General features: G+C 63.2%; 17 protein-coding genes. 2 read left to right on the top strand and 15 right to left on the bottom strand.

Annotated features, from left to right (window positions below; genetic code table 11):
* Window positions 1-93: 93 nt before the first annotated feature.
* Genes V4529_09505 through V4529_09575 form a run of 15 tightly spaced genes read right to left on the bottom strand, consistent with a single transcriptional unit; the run spans window position 94 to window position 13,667 of the window.
* Entirely contained in the window at window positions 94-966 is an 873-nt protein-coding gene (locus V4529_09505) for a tetratricopeptide repeat protein (protein MES2358564.1), read from the bottom strand.
* Entirely contained in the window at window positions 951-2,051 is a 1,101-nt protein-coding gene (gene cheB, locus V4529_09510; protein MES2358565.1) for a chemotaxis-specific protein-glutamate methyltransferase CheB, read from the bottom strand. Before cheB ends, V4529_09505 begins: the two co-directional genes overlap by 16 nt.
* Complete coding sequence (locus V4529_09515) at window positions 2,048-2,884, bottom strand: protein-glutamate O-methyltransferase CheR (GenBank protein ID MES2358566.1); 837 nt, start codon at window positions 2,882-2,884, stop codon at window positions 2,048-2,050. Before V4529_09515 ends, cheB begins: the two co-directional genes overlap by 4 nt.
* Window positions 2,881-4,197, bottom strand: coding sequence for a DUF4388 domain-containing protein (locus V4529_09520; GenBank protein ID MES2358567.1), 1,317 nt, complete (start codon window positions 4,195-4,197; stop codon window positions 2,881-2,883). The genes V4529_09515 and V4529_09520 overlap by 4 nt, the downstream gene beginning before the upstream one ends.
* The gene (locus V4529_09525; GenBank protein ID MES2358568.1) at window positions 4,197-4,379 is read right to left on the bottom strand and encodes a hypothetical protein; all 183 of its coding nucleotides are present in this window, start codon (window positions 4,377-4,379) and stop codon (window positions 4,197-4,199) included. The genes V4529_09520 and V4529_09525 overlap by 1 nt, the downstream gene beginning before the upstream one ends.
* 26 nt (window positions 4,380-4,405) lie before the next feature.
* The gene (locus V4529_09530) at window positions 4,406-5,032 is read right to left on the bottom strand and encodes a chemotaxis protein CheC (protein MES2358569.1); all 627 of its coding nucleotides are present in this window, start codon (window positions 5,030-5,032) and stop codon (window positions 4,406-4,408) included.
* A 10-nt stretch (window positions 5,033-5,042) separates the two neighbouring features.
* Window positions 5,043-6,569 carry a chemotaxis protein CheA gene (locus tag V4529_09535; GenBank protein ID MES2358570.1) on the bottom strand — a complete coding sequence of 509 codons (1,527 nt, stop codon included), beginning with the start codon at window positions 6,567-6,569 and terminating at the stop codon, window positions 5,043-5,045.
* Between the two features lie 23 nt (window positions 6,570-6,592).
* Entirely contained in the window at window positions 6,593-6,955 is a 363-nt protein-coding gene (locus tag V4529_09540; protein MES2358571.1) for a response regulator, read from the bottom strand.
* Window positions 6,952-7,386 (bottom strand): chemotaxis protein CheW, encoded by a 435-nt coding sequence (locus V4529_09545; protein MES2358572.1) that lies wholly within the window; start codon window positions 7,384-7,386, stop codon window positions 6,952-6,954. The genes V4529_09540 and V4529_09545 overlap by 4 nt, the downstream gene beginning before the upstream one ends.
* Window positions 7,361-8,347, bottom strand: a complete 987-nt coding sequence (locus V4529_09550; GenBank protein ID MES2358573.1) for an RluA family pseudouridine synthase — start codon at window positions 8,345-8,347, stop codon at window positions 7,361-7,363. The genes V4529_09545 and V4529_09550 overlap by 26 nt, the downstream gene beginning before the upstream one ends.
* A complete protein-coding gene (lspA, locus tag V4529_09555) occupies window positions 8,334-8,873 on the bottom strand; it encodes a signal peptidase II (protein ID MES2358574.1) in 540 nt (179 codons plus the stop codon). Before lspA ends, V4529_09550 begins: the two co-directional genes overlap by 14 nt.
* Complete coding sequence (locus V4529_09560; GenBank protein MES2358575.1) at window positions 8,854-9,279, bottom strand: TraR/DksA C4-type zinc finger protein; 426 nt, start codon at window positions 9,277-9,279, stop codon at window positions 8,854-8,856. The genes lspA and V4529_09560 overlap by 20 nt, the downstream gene beginning before the upstream one ends.
* Entirely contained in the window at window positions 9,276-12,470 is a 3,195-nt protein-coding gene (gene ileS, locus V4529_09565; protein MES2358576.1) for an isoleucine--tRNA ligase, read from the bottom strand. The genes V4529_09560 and ileS overlap by 4 nt, the downstream gene beginning before the upstream one ends.
* Window positions 12,471-12,498: 28 nt before the next feature.
* Window positions 12,499-12,981, bottom strand: coding sequence for a DivIVA domain-containing protein (locus V4529_09570; GenBank protein ID MES2358577.1), 483 nt, complete (start codon window positions 12,979-12,981; stop codon window positions 12,499-12,501).
* Window positions 12,978-13,667, bottom strand: coding sequence for a YggS family pyridoxal phosphate-dependent enzyme (locus V4529_09575; GenBank protein MES2358578.1), 690 nt, complete (start codon window positions 13,665-13,667; stop codon window positions 12,978-12,980). Before V4529_09575 ends, V4529_09570 begins: the two co-directional genes overlap by 4 nt.
* A gap of 172 nt (window positions 13,668-13,839) precedes the next feature.
* Between V4529_09575 and V4529_09580 the strand changes: the two genes are divergently transcribed.
* A complete protein-coding gene (locus tag V4529_09580; protein MES2358579.1) occupies window positions 13,840-14,913 on the top strand; it encodes a metalloregulator ArsR/SmtB family transcription factor in 1,074 nt (357 codons plus the stop codon).
* A gap of 7 nt (window positions 14,914-14,920) precedes the next feature.
* Window positions 14,921-16,420 (top strand): adenosylhomocysteinase, encoded by a 1,500-nt coding sequence (ahcY, locus tag V4529_09585; protein ID MES2358580.1) that lies wholly within the window; start codon window positions 14,921-14,923, stop codon window positions 16,418-16,420.
* Window positions 16,421-16,433: the final 13 nt, after the last annotated feature.

A 16,433-nucleotide genomic window follows, 5' to 3' on the forward strand; every position in this document is an offset into this window, starting at 1 on the left:
AGACGCGAAGTGTACGGACGGCGGACGCCGGGTGTCAAGCGAACGGCCCTACCTTAATCTGTTGTTAATTGAACGGGCATCAGGATGACCGTTTCATTCTCCTCGTGAAAGCCACGCTCGCCGTGGTGTCTCGCCGCGATCGGCAGTCGCGGCCATCTCGGCGCACTTGACGCTCCAGGGATTGAATTTGTTCACGCCGGCACCGCGTTTCCACACTGCCACCGCGCGCGAACGTTCGCCAGCGAGCCACAGAGCGTGCCCCAGCTCGAAGTACGCCTCCACGAGATTCGGCCCGAGCGTGATGGATCGCTCGAAGAAGATCTGCGCGTCCTCGTACATCTCGCGCTCGGTGTAAACGAGCCCCAGATAGAAGTTCGCGTACAACTTCGCACGAGCGTCCTCGTCCTGACGCAGCGCCTTCGACAGATGTTCGATCGCCTCGCCGAAGATTCCCTTTTTGAGGCAGATGTAACCGACGTTGATGCGCGCAAGCGCGTTGGCCGGCTCGCGGCCGAGCACGTATTGAAAGTTCATCAGCGCAGCATCGAGCTTGTCCTGAAGCATCTGCGCCCAGCCCAGCAGCGACTGCCCTTCCGTATTTGTCGGCGCAAGCTCCAGTGCGCGCGACAGTGCCTCCTCGGCTCCTTCGTAATCGCCGAGCGAGATCTTGGACCAGCCGCGTTCGAGAAACGTGGACGCGCCGATGTGATCCTCGTGCACCACGGGGCGCGTGCCTGCAAACTGCGGCGCCATGGCCGGCGACACATTTCTGCGCGCCTTCCACTTCTCGACGAGATCGCGAATGTCGTCCTTCAATCGCGTGAGCTGCCCGAGCGATCCGTCGACTGCGCGATACACGTCCATCAGCGACGCCTTGAGAGCTGGATCGTCGCGCATCTGGCGCGACTCGATCTCCTGCTTCAACTGCTCGAAGGTGATCCGAAGATCGGCTACGCTGTCAGCCATTCCAGTCGCTCCTCAGGGACCATTCCGATTATCGCACTCGCCATCATCGTTAGCGACACCACTCGATCCGCACCGGCTTCCAGTAGCGCCGCTCGCGGCATTCCATATATAGCGGACGACGGCTCGTCCTGGATGATCGCACGGCCGCCACCCGATCTGATATTCCGTAGACCGGCCGCTCCGTCTCGTCCCATCCCCGTGAGCACGACTCCGGTGCAGGCTGCGCCGAATACCTCTGCCGCGGAGCTGAAGAGCACGTCCGCACACGGCGTCGCACCTGACCGAGCCGCGGCCGGATGTTGCCGCAGCACTGCGGCGCCACCCTCGCCAGCGCCGCTGCTGGCGATGCTCGTGTTGACTCCGCCACGCGCTATATACACCGCGCCGGCCAAAAGCGGCATTCCGTCATCCGCTTCGCGAACGCAGACGGTACTCGCCCGCGCAAGCCGCTCGGCAAGAGCCCCGGTGAATTCAGCCGGGAGGTGCTGGGCAATCACCACAGCCGCGGAGAGTGCGGCCGGAAGCTGTGGCACTATCTCCGCAAGCGCCCGCGGCCCCCCGGTGGACGACGCGATGACTACAACGTGTGTGGCCGCACCGCGATTTTGCAGCGGCGCGAGCGGCACGGTGGAAACTTCGCGTTCGAGCACGACCGGCGGTGGCGCCAGCCTTGCCCGCGCGGCTGCGCCGAGTGCCGCGATCAAGCGCTCGCGAACGATTGGGAGATCGAGGCTTACCGGGCCCGACGGCTTCCGTACGAAGTCGACCGCACCGAGCTCGAGCGCGCGCAGCGTAGCGTCGCCGTACTGCGCGCCCCCCGCGCTCAGGACCACGACCGGACGCGGAGACTCGGTCATGACGCGGCGGAGCACCATCAACCCGTCCAGCTTCGGCATCTCGAGGTCGAGCGTGACGATGTCCGGATCGAGCCGGTCGATCTGAGTCATCGCATCGACACCGTCGCGCGCAATGCCTACCACGCGGAAATCCGGATGTGCGTCGATCATCTCCGCGATCAGCTTGCGCATGAATGCACTATCGTCCACGACCAGCACACCATGCACGCGCGACGTTGTGTCAGTCATAGCGGCTTGTGGTAGATGCGCTCGCGTATGTCCACCGGAACGAGGTTCCTGCGTGCTCTTCCGAAAATCGTCTCGACGTGACCCATTATCAGGTAGCCGCCGGGCCGCAACGAGTCGAACAGCGAATCGACAAGAGCTTCCTGAGTGGCGCGATCCAGATAGATGACGACGTTGCGGCATGCGACGAGATCGAACGCCGCCGGCACCGGCGGGTCTCGCAGTATGTCACGTCGCTCGAACCGTGTGATCGCTCGAATCGCGGGGATCACCGTTCGTCGGTCTCCCATTCGGGGAAACAGCTCGTCGAGTATTTCCGGTGCCGTATCCGTGAACGATGCCGGCAGATACGTCGCGCGATTCGCCGCGTCGAGTGAACCGCGATCTATGTCGCTGCCCAGCACGGACACGCGGCCAAGACGTCCGAGTGCACCGATTGAACGGGCATGTTCGTGAAAGAGCGCCGCCAGCGAATACGCCTCCTCTCCCGACGCGCTGCCCGCGCTCCAGACCGTGATTCGCGGAACGCGATGCCACAGCTCCGGGATCACGCGCTCCGCCGCGACGGCGAAGGTGTTCGGGTTGCGAAAGAACCTCGTGACGTTCACCGTGAGCGCGTCCATGAGCCGCTCGTATTCGCTGCTGTCGTTGTCGAGCAGATCGCCGTATTGTGCGTATGTCGCCGCACCGCGCGCGCGCATGCGCACGGCGATGCGGCGACGCACGCAGCCGTCCTTGTAGTTGGTGCAGCGAAACTCGCTCTCGCGCGTGATCTTTTCCGCGAGATCGCGAAAGCCGTCGTCGGCGCCCGGGTCGTTCTGCATCTCGATGATCACTGGGCATCCAGGGTGTGCGCACGACGGTACGCTTCCCTGGCCTCGTCAAATCGGCCATCGCGTTGCAACGAATCGGCAAAGTTGCGATGCAGTTGAGGGAGCGTGGAATCCTCGATCAGCCCGCGCTCCAGTGTCCGCAGCGCGTCGTCGAAGTCACCGCGCGCCTCGTAGGCCACGGCGAGGTTGTTCCACAGAACTGCATACGACGGGTAAACCTGAACCGCCTCGCTCAGCAGCGCTATCGCGCGATCGAGATCGTTTACCATCGCCGCGGCCAGGCCTGCATAGTGAAACCACACCGGCGGCGGTCTGCGTGTTCCCCACAGCGTTCGAGCTGAGGCGAGCGCCGCGTCGGCGGTCTCGTAATCTCTTGCCGCCACGGCCATTGCAGCAGCGTTGGTCTGCACCAGCGGGTCGCCACGACCTCCATGGGACAGCGCGTCTGCCATCGCGGCGCGGGCGCGATCCATCTCACCCATCTGCTCGTATGCGTACGCGAGATTCACGAACACCGCGGGGCGCGACGTGTGCTGTTGTGTCACGTATCGCTCGAATGCGTGTGCGGCCGCGGGCCACTGCTCCTGCCTCAGGGCGACGAGACCGAGATAGAACGAAGCTTCCGGATCGTTCTCGCGCAACGCGTCGACGCGCCGGAACTCGCGCTGCGACTCCTCGTACATTCCGGTCTTGTAGAAGGCGACGCCGAGGTTGCGGTGCTCGGTCGCCTTGTCGTCGGTACGCGCCGGCGCACGCGCACGTGTGCTTACACCCACGCGCATCATGTAGCCGGTCATGAGCAGACCGTACAGGGTCTTCGCGGTGACGAACTCGCCGAGCTTGGACTCTGCGATGAGCGCGCTGACATCCCGCTGGCCATCGATGAGTGGAACGAGCTTCTCCTCTTCCGGCGTCAGCTCGCGCTCGATCGCCATCATGCGGTGGCGATCCATGGCGTACACGATGTCGAACGTCGGGATCTTCTTTGCTATCAGCGCCCACTCATCGACGCGACGCGCTCCTTCGAGGAGCAGCGATTGCGGATCTATGGAATGCATGGCCACGCCTTCGTCCGGAGTCGCACCAGGCTCGAAGTTGAACGTGCCCTGCGTCCATGTGAAGAGAAGATAGACCGCTTCTTCGGTGCTGAGATTGCGGTTGACGATCGACGCGTGAGAGATGGCGCCGTCGGCGAAGTAGATGTAGCCGAAGTTGTTGGCGTACGTCAGGCCGAGGCAGCCGGTCTTCTTCCCCATTGCGAGGAGCTGAAGCACGTCCGGGAGACTCGCCTCGGTGAGGCTTCCGCGGATCGCCATCAGCGGAACTCTTCCATGATTCTGCCGGACAGCTCCGGCCACACGCGCACGACCTTCTCGTCGTCGTTGAACGCAGCCGGCGTCTCGGCACTCTGCCGTGCGCGCAGTTCTTCGACGCGCTGCGCGACGACGGACTGGAGATCCGTCAGAAAATCGTCGTACTCGGCGGTTTCGTCAGCCATGACTACGGGGATACGCCTCGATCACGTCAAGCAACCCTGACTGCCGCGAGCATGGCCCCCAGGGAGCCTGCATCGGGCAACAAGAGAAAGTAACCAGGCAGCGAACCGTCAGTCTGCCCTATCATGAATTCGGTCTCGACGCAGAACACAAAGCCGCCCGTATGGCCGGTCGCCCACGCGGTGTCCGCCAGCACTTCGCGTGCGGGGCCGACCGCGAGCGAGGGTGGAGAGGGCATCAGCCGCATTTTCATGAACTCGCTGAGCGCCGTCATGTAGGCACCGGCAAGGATATTCCCCGCCTCCGTCAGCGCCGACGCCTCGAGCTCGCTCAGCGTCGCATCGGACGAAACCTCGCGCGTGAGCATCAACGACGCGAGCTTGTGTGCGGTGACGAGCGGGAAGGCCAGGATGGTATGACCACGCAGACCACCGGTCATCTCCATCGGGACCAGGGCGATCTGTTCGTTGGAGCGTGAGATGAGCGGAGCGAGCTCGGCCAGTGGAGCGACCGTAATCGTCGGCACGCTGATCATGATCTTCGTTCCGGTCATCAGCGAGAGCGCCGTTGCCGCGTGGGCCGCGCCGATATTCGCGACTTCACGAAGCGCGTCGCGCTGAAGCTCGCTGAGTGCCTGCATGTCGGTGATGCTCATTACGGCTCCGCTAGATAAGACTATTTACGTCCACGATGAGCGCCGGAGACCCATCACCCAGCACCGTTGCGCCCGCGAACATTGAAGATCCACCCCGCGGCGGATCGAAGCGCTTTACCACTACGTCCTGCTGGCCAACGAAATCATCGACGATCAACGCCGCCCTGCGGCCGCGCGCCAGAACAGATACTCCCGGCATCCGTTCGGAGACGCACGGCTCGGTCCCGAACAACGTGCGCAGCATGACCACGCGCACGATCGTATCGCCGATCGTCGTTTCGGTCCATTCGGCCCCACGGAAGGCTGCGGCGGGCGGTTCGAACTGAAGCGTCTCCACTATGTGCGTGAACGGAATGGCAAACAACTCCTGCCCTACACGTGCGATCAATGCACGTACGATCGCAACGGAGAGCGGTAAGCGCAACGTTATCGCCGTGCCCCGATGCGCCACGGTCCTGATCTCGATCGTGCCGCCAAGCAGGCGAACGGCGGCATCCACCACGTCGAGGCCGACACCACGTCCCGATATGTTCGTGACCGACGCCGCGGTGGAGAAACCGGGATGCGCAAGCACGCGCAACAACGTGACGTCGTCCAGTGCGTCCGTATCCCATCCGACAATCCCCGCCGCTCTCGCACGCGCGAGCACGCTGTCCCGATCGATACCGCTCCCATCGTCCGCGACACGGATCAGAACGTAACCAGCCTCGCGCTGGGCGCTCAGTGTCAATCGTCCGCGCGCAGACTTGCCGTTGCTCGCGCGCTCTTCCGCGGATTCAATCCCGTGATCCAGCGCGTTCCGAAGCAGGTGCATCACGGGATCGCCGATGCGATCGAGAATCGAGCGATCCATCTCGATCTCCGCGCCATCCAGCGTAAAGTCGACTTCCTTCCCCAGCGACCGCGCGGTCTCGCGCACCAGTCGCGGAAAACGTTCGAATACATCTCCCACCGGAACCATCCGTGCACCGACGACCTGCTCGCGCAGCTCGCTAAGCAGACGCGACGTGCTCGCAAAGGCCGAAGAGACATTCTCGCCAGTGACGTTGCGCAGCTCCCGTTCCAGCTGACCACGAGCGATCTCGATCTCGCCGACGAGATTCATCAGCGAGTCGAGCCTGCTCGCGCGGATACGCACGTGGGTTGCACGCTTGCGTGCGGGGTTCGCTGACGGATCGGTTGGTGTCGCATTTCCGTCCGCCTCAGGTCCTGGCGCGGGCCGCGTCACCGCAAGCTCGATTTCGCGCGCGAGTGTGTCCGCTTCGTCGATCAGGTCGCCGAGGGACGACGGAGTCAGCTGTTCCTCACCGCGGCGCAGTACGTCGAGCGCAGATTCAAGCGTGTCGGCGCGCTCGGTGACGGCGGCGTAACCCATTGCCGCGGCCATCCCCTTGATGCTGTGGACCGCGCGAAACGCGGCCGCAATCGCATCAACCGACGCCGGCGCACTCTCCAATTCCGCAAGCGCACCGCTCAGCTCGGCGACGTGCTCGCGACCTTCGCTCAGGAAGAGATCGACGTACTTCGACAGGTCCACGGGATCGCGGCTCTGGCGGAGAGCTAGCCCAGCACTCGCTGCACGGCTTCGAGCACGCGGCTGGGCTGGAACGGCTTGACGACGAAGTCCTTCGCGCCAGCCTGGATCGCGTCGACCACGAGCGCCTGCTGTCCCATGGCGCTGCACATCACGACACGTGCTCGCGGATCGAACGCGGTGATCTCGCGCACCGCATCGATGCCGCCCATGTCGGGCATGACGATGTCCATGGTGACGAGATCGGGACGCAGCTCCTTGTACTTCGCGACCGCCTTGGTTCCGGTATCGGCCTCGCCCACAATCGTGAAGCCGGCCTGCTGCAGTATGTCCGAAAGCATCGTGCGCATGAACACCGCGTCATCGCACACCAGAACCGTGTGGCTCATTCATCCTCCGAAATAGCGACGACGCGCATGGCAACGTCTCGCACGTCAAGTTCAGTGTAGCCTTCCTCGGGTCGCAACGCACGCACATCGGCGACCCGTTCCACGGCAAGTCCAACCCCGCGTACTCCGACATCGGCAATCAGCACCATGCGCAGCGGGACGCCGGCGTCGCCGGGATGCAGCACGGCGCCTGCGTTCACGACGGTAACGATGCTGCCCCGGACGTTGATGAGACCGAGAACGGAATCGGGCGCGCCCGGCAGCCGCGTGACGCGACCGAGAGGAACGACCTCGCGCACCGCTGATACCTGGCACGCGTACGCCCTGCCGGCAACCCGGAACACGAGCGAGCGGTCATCGATGCCCGGATCGAAGTCGGTCTCCGCGGTGAGCGAATGCTGCGCGTCAGACGGGGAAATTGTAGAAGCCAAAGGTCGTCAAAGGATCGGGGTCAGCGTACAACTCGGGCGACTCGCCAAGGGCAGCGAGTGATCGGTGGAGATCGTCCGGCAGCGGCGAGCGAAAGTCCAACTGCTCACCGGAAACCGGATGATGGAACTGGAGCCATGCAGCGTGCAGAAAGTGTCGCTTCGCAGGAAGTGCCGCGAGACGCCGTCCACCACCGCCACCATACACGTCGTCACCCACAACCGGATGGCCGACTGACGAGAGATGCACCCTTATCTGATGCGTCCGCCCGGTGTAGAGGTGAGCCCGAAGCAGGTCGACACTGGCAAAGCGCGCAAGCCGGTGAAAATCCGTGCGTGCGTTCTTCCCTGTACTGACGATTGCCATACGCTTCCGGTCTCGCGGGTCGCGCGCGATTGGTTGGTCCACGGATAGAGTATCGGCAGCGAGATGGCCCCAGGCCATCACGGCATACCGCCGAATCACTCGCCTTGCAGCTATTGCCGCGCTGAGTCGCTGGTGTGCGATATCGCTCTTGGCGACGATGAGAAGACCGGATGTCTCCTTGTCCAGGCGATGGACCAGCCCCGCCCTGTCCGGGCCGCCGCCCTCGGCGAGCTCGCTGCCGCGGCCCATCAGCGCGTTTACGAGGGTTCCGGTCCAGTTGCCCGGGGCCGGGTGAACGACCATTCCGGCAGCCTTGTCGACTACCAGGAGGTCGGAGTCCTCGTACACGATCCTGAGCGGGATATCCTCGCCCTGGATGTCGCCCCTGGGCGAGGCCGGAGCCGGTGTCGCGATCTCGATCAGATCGTCGGCGGAGGCGCGATAGGAGGCACGCTCACGAGCCCCATTGACCGTTACGTGGCCGTTCGCGATGAGCGTGGCCGCAGCGGTTCTGGACTGGCTGAGTCTGGCGGCAACCAGCAGATCGAGGCGTGAGCCCGCTAGCTCGCCTGCCGCGAACGACTCAGACGTCGCCAGCGGCCGCTACCCTTGCCGCCTCGCGATCCTGCTGCAGAAAGACCCATCCAAGCAGTATTGCACCGACGGTCACAGCAGAATCGGCAACGTTGAACGTCCAGAACCGATGGTCACCGAGCCCGACATCGATGAAATCGACGACACCGACCGACCAGCGAATTCGGTCGATGAGATTGCCGATCGCGCCAGCCGACACGAGCGCCACTGCGAGCACGCGCATGTAATCACCCTCGCGAGTCGAGCGATACAGTGACGCGAGCACGCCGAGGGCGACCAGGGTGAGGGCGGTGAATATCCAGCGCGACGCCGAGCCCAGATTGAAGCCGAATGCCGCGCCGGGATTGTAAGCCAGCGTGAACCGGACCACGTTTCCCACTATTTCATGCGGTGTATACGCCGGTGTGAGCGAATACACAGCCATCGCCTTGGATGTGACGTCGAGCGCCACCACGACGATGATGACGCACCAGAAAATCCAGGGGTTGGCGGCCCCTGGACGTACGTCGTCAGGCTGACCGTTTGGCATCTTCCTCACGCTGTTTGCATTCGATGCAATAACGCGCATGCGGCAACGCGTCGAGGCGCTCGAACATGAGCGGAGCATGGCAGTTCATGCACTTGCCGTAATTGTCAGGGTCGCGGTACAGCCTGCGAAGCGCCTGATCTATGTGCCAGAGGAAACGACCTTCCTGGCTCGCGAAGAGGAATGCCTTCTCGCGCTCCATGGCATCGGTGCCCTGATCAGCCATGTGAAATGAATACGCGCTTTCGCTGCCGCCGTCCTGGGCAGACACGTTGAAAGCGTCGCTGTAATTACCCAGTTCCTTGACGACCCTCGAGCGCTCCTCGAGCAACCTCTTTTCGAAGTGCTTCAGGAACTGCTCACGCGTCATCGTCTTGGGCTTCTTGGCCCGTGTGGCGCTCGGTGTCATAGTGATCCAATCCTGGTTAATGTGACGTCGGCGGCAAGCCCGTCGAGGTCGAGATGGTACGCCGGATGCGTCCCGTCGAGCAGCGGAACAGAATGTAACTCCGGGGCGAGAACCTCCGCGGAAATCCAATCGCGGTGCGCGGCCACCGCTTCTGTGAACTCGGCGTCGCCAGCGACCGTCAGAACGATCCTGTCGCTCACGGCGAAGTCCAGTTCCTTACGCAACCGCTGTACCCGATTCACGAGTTCGCGAGAGATGCCCTCGCGACGCAGCTCGGGCGTAACGGTTGGATCGATCGCCGCGACGTAGCCGTCGCCGTACTTGACGATGAGATCGCCGCTGGCCCGCCGGACGATCGTTACGTCTTCCATGGCAAGCTCGTGGGCCTGCGTCGCGGTGGCGATCGTTACTGCCGCGCCATGCTCGAACGCGGTGAGCGTGTCGGACCCGAGCGCTGCGACGAGCGCGGCAGCCTCGGGCGTTTCCTTTGCGAATTTCTTACCCAGCGTGCGGAAGTTTGGCTTCGCTTCCAGCGTTACGAAGTCGTCCGCAGAGGATGCGAAATCGACGCGCTTGACGTTGAGCTCGGACGCGATGAGTGGCACCAGACTGCGCAGAACGTCATCGGCGGCGTGAGTCGAAACCACGCAAAGCACGGACGCCAGGGGTTGCCGGACCTTGATGCTGACTTCCTCGCGCGCCGCGCGGCCGAGTGTCGCTAAAGCGCGCACGTCGGCCATGGCGCGCTCGAGGCCGGCATCGATGCGCGTGGGCTCGGGGCGTACGTACGGAGCAACATGCACAGACTCACCCGTCAACTCCTGGTGAATCCAATCGCTGACGAACGGCGCGAATGGCGCCAGCAATCGGCAGGTGACGGTGAGTATCTCATGCAGCGTCGCGAATGCGGCGCGGTTGTCACTCGTATCGACATCGTAGAAGCGGTGACGATTCAGCCTGACGTACCAGTTGGAGACGTCGTCCATGAAGAAATCCATGACAGCGTTCACCGCATGGGTCGCCTGATACTCACGAAGCAGCTGATCGCAGCGCTGCTCGACGTTCGACAGCCGCGAAAGCACCCAGCGATCGATCGGCTGCCGATCGTCCGGTGCGGGATCATCGAGCGATGGCGACCAGCCGAAATTGGCGTAGGTCGCGAATATCCCGCTGTACACGTTCTTGAGCGTGAGCAGGAAGCGGCCGATCGTCTCGCGGATCAATGATTCGTCAAACCGGCGCGGCAGCCACACCTGGCTCGATGCGACGAGGAACATTCGCACCGCGTCGGCTCCGTGCGTCTCCAGAACCTTCCATGGCTCGACGGCGTTGCCGCGACTCTTGGACATCTTGACTCCGTCCTTGTCGAGGACGAGGTCGTTCACGACGACGCTCCGGTACGGCGCGGCATTGCCGGCAGTGTCGCTGAGCGAGCTGCCAAGCCCGGTCGCAATCGCCAGAAGCGAATAGAACCAACCGCGCGTCTGATCCACACCTTCGGCGATCAGATCGGCGGGATAGTGACGTGCAAACGTGTCGCGTCGCTCGAATGGATAGTGCCATTGCGCGAACGGCATCGAGCCGGAATCGAACCACGTGTCGATGACTTCCGGCACGCGCCGCATCGTGCCGTGCCCCGACGGCGCGGGCCACGTGTAGTGATCGATGAACGGCTTGTGCGGATCGAAGCCGCCCGGCAGCGCGTGACCGACGCGCGCCGCGAGATCGGCGTAGCTGCCGATGACCTCGACCTCGTCCGGATCCGCGTCGTTCACCCACACGGGAAGCGGCGTGCCCCAGTATCTGTCGCGCGATATCGCCCAGTCGATGTTGTTCTCCAGCCATTCGCCAAAGCGACCCGAGCCAACTTCGGGCGGATGCCAGTCGACCGAGGCGTTGCGTCGCAGCATGTCGTCCTTGAAACCGGTCGTGCGTACGAACCACGACGTGCGTGCGTAATACAGCAACGGCGTATCGCAGCGCCAGCAGTGCGGATAACTGTGCTCGTACTGCTGCACCTTCCACAGAGTGCCACGCCGCTTGAGCTCCTCGATGATGACCTTGTCGGCATCCTTGACCCACATGCCACCAACCAGCGGCAAGGTGTCGGGAAACCGTCCGCGCGCATCGACCGGCTGCAGGAAAGCGAGTCCGTGTCGCTTGCCCGCGGCGTAATCGTCCGCGCCAAAAGCGGGCGCCATGTGCACGATGCCAGATCCATCCTCGGCCGTGACGAACGACTCACCGACGATTATCTCGTGCGCGCCGCTGCTCATCGCAACCCAATCGAGCGTGCGATGATAGCGGAGACCGACGAGCTCGGTGCCGGCGAATCTGGAGATCTCCTTCCAGCGATCGGCGTGATCGTCACCCAGCAGCGCATCGACGCGAGCTTCCGCGAGTATGAGCGACCCCTCGCCTTCCTTGCCGATGCGTACCAGCTCGACGTACTGGAGCGTCGGATTCACGGCGAGCGCGACGTTGGAAACGAGCGTCCAGGGAGTGGTCGTCCAGACGAGGATTCTGCGCGGAGCCGCCGAAGATCCCTGCAATGTCAGCGCGACATACGCACTCGGATCCTTCACGGTCTTGTAGCCCTGCGCAACCTCGTGCGAGGACAGTGCAGTTCCGCAACGCGGGCAGTACGGCAGAATCTTGTGGCCGCGGTACAGCAGCTCGCGATCGAACAGCGTCTTCAACGCCCACCAGACGCTCTCGACGTAGCTGTTCGTGTAAGTGACGTAGGGATCGTCGTAATCCAGCCAGTAACCGATGCGCTCGCTGAGACGCTTCCAGTCCTCGCCGTATTTGAAAACGCTTTCCTTGCAGAGGGCATTGAACTTCTCGACACCGATGCGCTCGATCTCCTGCTTGCCGGAGATCCCGAGCTGCTTCTCGACTTCGATCTCCACCGGCAGTCCGTGCGTGTCCCAGCCCGCCTTTCGCGTGACATGAAAGCCCGACATGGAGCGATGACGGCAGAAGAGATCCTTGACCGTTCGCGCGAAGACGTGGTGAATTCCGGGACGTCCGTTGGCGGTCGGCGGTCCCTCGAAGAAGACGAACTCGGGGCGGCCGGCGCTGTCGCGCTGAATACGCCTGAACAATTCTTCTTCGGACCAGCGCGCGAGGACTTCCTGCTCCAACCCATCCGCTGCGCGGTCAGCCGGCAATAACCGATAACGCGCCACTACAGGCGCCTCCTGTGCTCCCAAAACTCTACTCCCCTGTGCCGGGAACCGGACGTTCCGCTGCGTCTATTTCCGACAGGTGGCGCGTGATCAACGTGCGCATCTGCGACAGATAACTGCGTCGCGCGCGCTCAAGCGCCGCGAGCTCATCCTGTACTCGCCGCACTTCCGCACGGACCTCGTCGAGGAGGCGCTCGCCCTCGCCCTGCGCCTCTCTCACGATGAGCATCGCCTCGCGCTCCGCCTGCTCCTTGGTTTCCTGGCGAAGCTGCTGCGCCGAAACGAGAGCGTCATTGAGTGCGCGATCGCGCTCACGGAATGCGCGCAGCTGCTCGTGGAACGAGCGCGCCTTCTGGTCCAGGTCCTGATTGATGCGCGTGAGCCGCTCCATCTCATCCGCGACCTGATCACGGAACTGGTCGACGCGCGCAGGATCGTACCCGCGCAGCGCGCGTCCGAAATCAAAGCGCCGGACATCGAGTGGCGTCAGATGGAATGCTTCATCAATCATAGATCGCGAGCTCCAAAGAGAGCGGTGCCGAGCCGGACCAGCGTGGCCCCTTCCTCGGCAGCTATCTCATAGTCGTTAGACATCCCCATCGACAGCTCGGTAGCCGGATGACCCGCGTCCGCCAGAACCTGACGAGCGTGCCGTGCTCCAGCGAACGTCTGTCGCAACACAAGCTCGGATGCATCCAACGGAGCCATCGTCATCGCACCGACGACGCGAATACCCGGCATGCCCGTCAAACGATCCGCTTCCGCACGCAACTCCTCGGGCGAGAATCCGCCCTTGCTGGCCTCGCCCGATGCGTTGACCTGAATCAACGCGTCGACCGCGCGCTTCCGCTTCAATCCAAAGTCGCAAACCGCGTCGGCGAGCCGCCTGCTGTCGAGCGAATGCAGCAACGCGAAGTGCTCCAGCTCGTGGACCTTGTTTCGCTGCAGATGGCCAATCAGATGCCACACAACGGGCACATCCACCTGCGCCATCTTCTGCAACGCTTCCTGAATTCTGTTCTCGCCACAGTCGGGGACGCCTGCCTCCCACGCCTCGACGGCGGCCTCGGGACCGTGTGTCTTGGTCACGGCAACGAGCTTGACGTTCTGCCCGTGTCCTCCCCGTGCGGCCGCTGCCGCCAGGAGTCCACGGATCTCCGCGACCCTCTCGGGGAGATTCGGAAAATGCATAGCCATGAAATTTAACCACGGCGTGGTGCCGAATGCCTGTGGCGGCGCGCAACCTGCGGTCAGGCGGCACGAGGGATGACCTGTCACCCACCGGCCGTGCTGGCTGGCCTCGGCCACGCGCCCCCCCCTTCAACTTGCGCCCGAAAGGATATATCTTTCCATCCGGATGAACGGATCAATGCCCACCATCTTCGACCGGCTCACGGCGCTCTCGGATCCCACCCGGAGCAGGCTGTTGGCGCTGCTCGACCGGCACGAGCTCACAGTCACGGAGCTCTGTGCGGTCACGCAGCTTCCGCAGTCCACAGTAAGCCGGCACCTCAAGGTCCTCGGCGACGGCGGATGGGTCACGTCCCGGGCCGACGGCACCAGCCGGCGCTACCGGGCCATGGCCGACCGCCTGGATTCCGCAGGCCGGAGACTGTGGACGCTCGTGCGCGAGCAGGTGAGCGCGGCACCGTCGGCCCAGAACGACACGCAACGGCTGCGCTCCGTGCTGGCTGAACGCCGGAGTGCATCGCAGGAGTTCTTCTCGACCGCTGCCGGCCAGTGGGACAGGCTTCGCGGCGATCTGTTCGGAACGCGTGCGGATCTCGTGGGACTGCTCGGGCTGCTGGACGAAAGCTGGTTTGTCGCCGACCTCGGCTGCGGCACCGGTCAGGTCTCGGAGCTGCTGGCACCGTTCGTCGCACAGGTAATAGCGGTTGACGAGTCGCCGGCGATGCTCAGTGCAGCGCGCAAACGGCTCAAGGGGTACGACAATGTCTCACTCCGCGAAGGCGACCTCGGCGCACTACCGATAGACGACGAGTCGCTCGACGCCGCGCTGATCTTTCTGGTGCTCCACTACACTGCCGACCCTGCGGAAGTACTCACCGAAGTATGCAGAGTCCTCAAGCCGGAAGGACGCGTGCTCGTGGTGGACATGATGCCGCACGAGCGCTCGGAGTTTCGCAACATCATGGGACACGTATGGCAGGGTTTCGGCGCGGATGAACTGTCGCGCTGGGCCGAGCAGGCAGGACTGTACGACCTGCGCTACCATCCGCTGCCAGCAGATCCGGTAGCAAAGGGACCGACGCTATTCGCTGCGTCAGCGCGCCGTCCGTTGCGCGCAAAAGCGATCAGTGCAGCGAGCGACACGTCGTCGCAGCGCATTTCGACGAAGCCGGTTGCGGCCGCTTCAGCAACAACTTCGCGTTCCACAAAACCGAAAGCCGGTGCACGCGCTGGCGATTCACAACTGACCTGAGACACCAATGGCCACTACAGCTTCACCAACAGCGTCACCACGCTCATCGACAAATCAGAAGGACGGCATCGACCGTCCGCCGTTCAAGGTCGCGGACATCTCTCTCGCCGAGTTTGGGCGCAAGGAGATTCGCCTCGCCGAGCAGGAAATGCCGGGACTGATGTCGCTTCGCGCGGAGTACAAGGGGACAAAGCCGCTGACCGGCGCGCGCATCATGGGTTCGCTGCACATGACGGTGCAGACGGCGGTGTTGATCGAAACGCTTACCGAGCTCGGCGCCGACGTGCGCTGGGTAAGCTGCAACATCTTCTCGACGCAGGATCACGCTGCGGCGGCTGTTGCAGTTGGCAGGAACGGCACTATCGAGAACCCCAAGGGGATCGCGGTCTACGCATGGAAGGGCGAGACGCTCGAAGAGTACTGGTGGTGCACCGAGCAGGCGCTGATGTGGCCCGATGGCGGCGGACCGAACCTGCTGCTCGATGACGGTGGCGATGCGACACTGCTGGTGCATCGCGGCGCCGATTACGAAGCGGCGGGCAAGATCCCAGATTTCGATCCGGCGACTGACGCGGAGGAATGGGGAGTCATTCTCGATCTGCTGCGGGCTCAGTCCGTCAGCAATCCCGGCCGCTGGACGCGCGTCGCGGCTGACATCCGTGGCGTTTCAGAAGAGACGACGACTGGCGTGCACCGTCTGTACGAGATGATGAAGGCCGGTACGCTTCGGTTCCCCGCGATCAACGTCAACGACGCGGTGACGAAGAGCAAGTTCGACAACCTGTACGGTTGCCGCCACTCGCTCACGGACGGGATTCTTCGCGCGAGCGACGTGATGCTCGCCGGCAAGGTCGCCGTCGTCTTCGGATATGGTGACGTCGGCAAGGGTTGCGCGCAGTCGCTGCGTGGCCAGGGTGCGCGCGTGATCATCACCGAGATCGATCCGATCTGCGCGCTGCAGGCGGCGATGGAAGGCTATCAGGTGACGACGCTGAACGAGGTGGTATCGACTGCCGACATTTTCGTCACGGCGACCGGTAACAAGAACATCATTACCGTCGACGACATGGCGAAGATGAAGGACAAGGCAATCGTCGGCAACATCGGTCACTTCGACAACGAGATCGACATGGCCGGTCTAAAGAAGAAGGGAATCACTCGCGTCAACATCAAGCCGCAGTACGACGAATTCGTGTTTCCTGACGGTCATTCGGTAATGATTCTGGCTGAGGGCCGCCTTCTCAACCTTGGATGCGCGACGGGTCACCCGAGCTTCGTGATGTCGGCGTCGTTCACCAACCAGGTGATGGCGCAGCTGGAGCTGCACACGAACGCGGACAGGCTGGAGAAGAAGGTCTACACGCTTCCCAAACACCTCGACGAAAAGGTTGCCCGGTTGCATCTCGACAAGCTTGGCGTGAAGCTGACTAAGCTATCGAAGGAGCAGGCAGACTACATCGGGGTTCCGGTAGACGGGCCTTACAAGCCGGATCACTACCGGTACTAGGTCAGGGCTCGAT

Source organism: Gemmatimonadota bacterium (assembly GCA_040388625.1).
GTDB lineage: Bacteria > Gemmatimonadota > Gemmatimonadetes > Gemmatimonadales > Gemmatimonadaceae > Fen-1247.

What these genes read in the sequence shown, in the direction of transcription:
- V4529_09505 (MES2358564.1), bottom strand. Translation starts at nt 966, where the DNA reads ATGGCTGACAGCGTAGCCGATCTTCGGATCACCTTCGAGCAGTTGAAG.
- cheB (MES2358565.1), bottom strand. Translation starts at nt 2,051, where the DNA reads ATGACTGACACAACGTCGCGCGTGCATGGTGTGCTGGTCGTGGACGAT.
- V4529_09520 (MES2358567.1), bottom strand. Translation starts at nt 4,197, where the DNA reads ATGGCGATCCGCGGAAGCCTCACCGAGGCGAGTCTCCCGGACGTGCTT.
- V4529_09525 (MES2358568.1), bottom strand. Translation starts at nt 4,379, where the DNA reads ATGGCTGACGAAACCGCCGAGTACGACGATTTTCTGACGGATCTCCAG.
- V4529_09530 (MES2358569.1), bottom strand. Translation starts at nt 5,032, where the DNA reads ATGAGCATCACCGACATGCAGGCACTCAGCGAGCTTCAGCGCGACGCG.
- V4529_09540 (MES2358571.1), bottom strand. Translation starts at nt 6,955, where the DNA reads ATGAGCCACACGGTTCTGGTGTGCGATGACGCGGTGTTCATGCGCACG.
- lspA (MES2358574.1), bottom strand. Translation starts at nt 8,873, where the DNA reads ATGCCAAACGGTCAGCCTGACGACGTACGTCCAGGGGCCGCCAACCCC.
- V4529_09560 (MES2358575.1), bottom strand. Translation starts at nt 9,279, where the DNA reads ATGACACCGAGCGCCACACGGGCCAAGAAGCCCAAGACGATGACGCGT.
- V4529_09570 (MES2358577.1), bottom strand. Translation starts at nt 12,981, where the DNA reads ATGATTGATGAAGCATTCCATCTGACGCCACTCGATGTCCGGCGCTTT.
- V4529_09575 (MES2358578.1), bottom strand. Translation starts at nt 13,667, where the DNA reads ATGGCTATGCATTTTCCGAATCTCCCCGAGAGGGTCGCGGAGATCCGT.
- V4529_09580 (MES2358579.1), top strand. Translation starts at nt 13,840, where the DNA reads ATGCCCACCATCTTCGACCGGCTCACGGCGCTCTCGGATCCCACCCGG.
- ahcY (MES2358580.1), top strand. Translation starts at nt 14,921, where the DNA reads ATGGCCACTACAGCTTCACCAACAGCGTCACCACGCTCATCGACAAAT.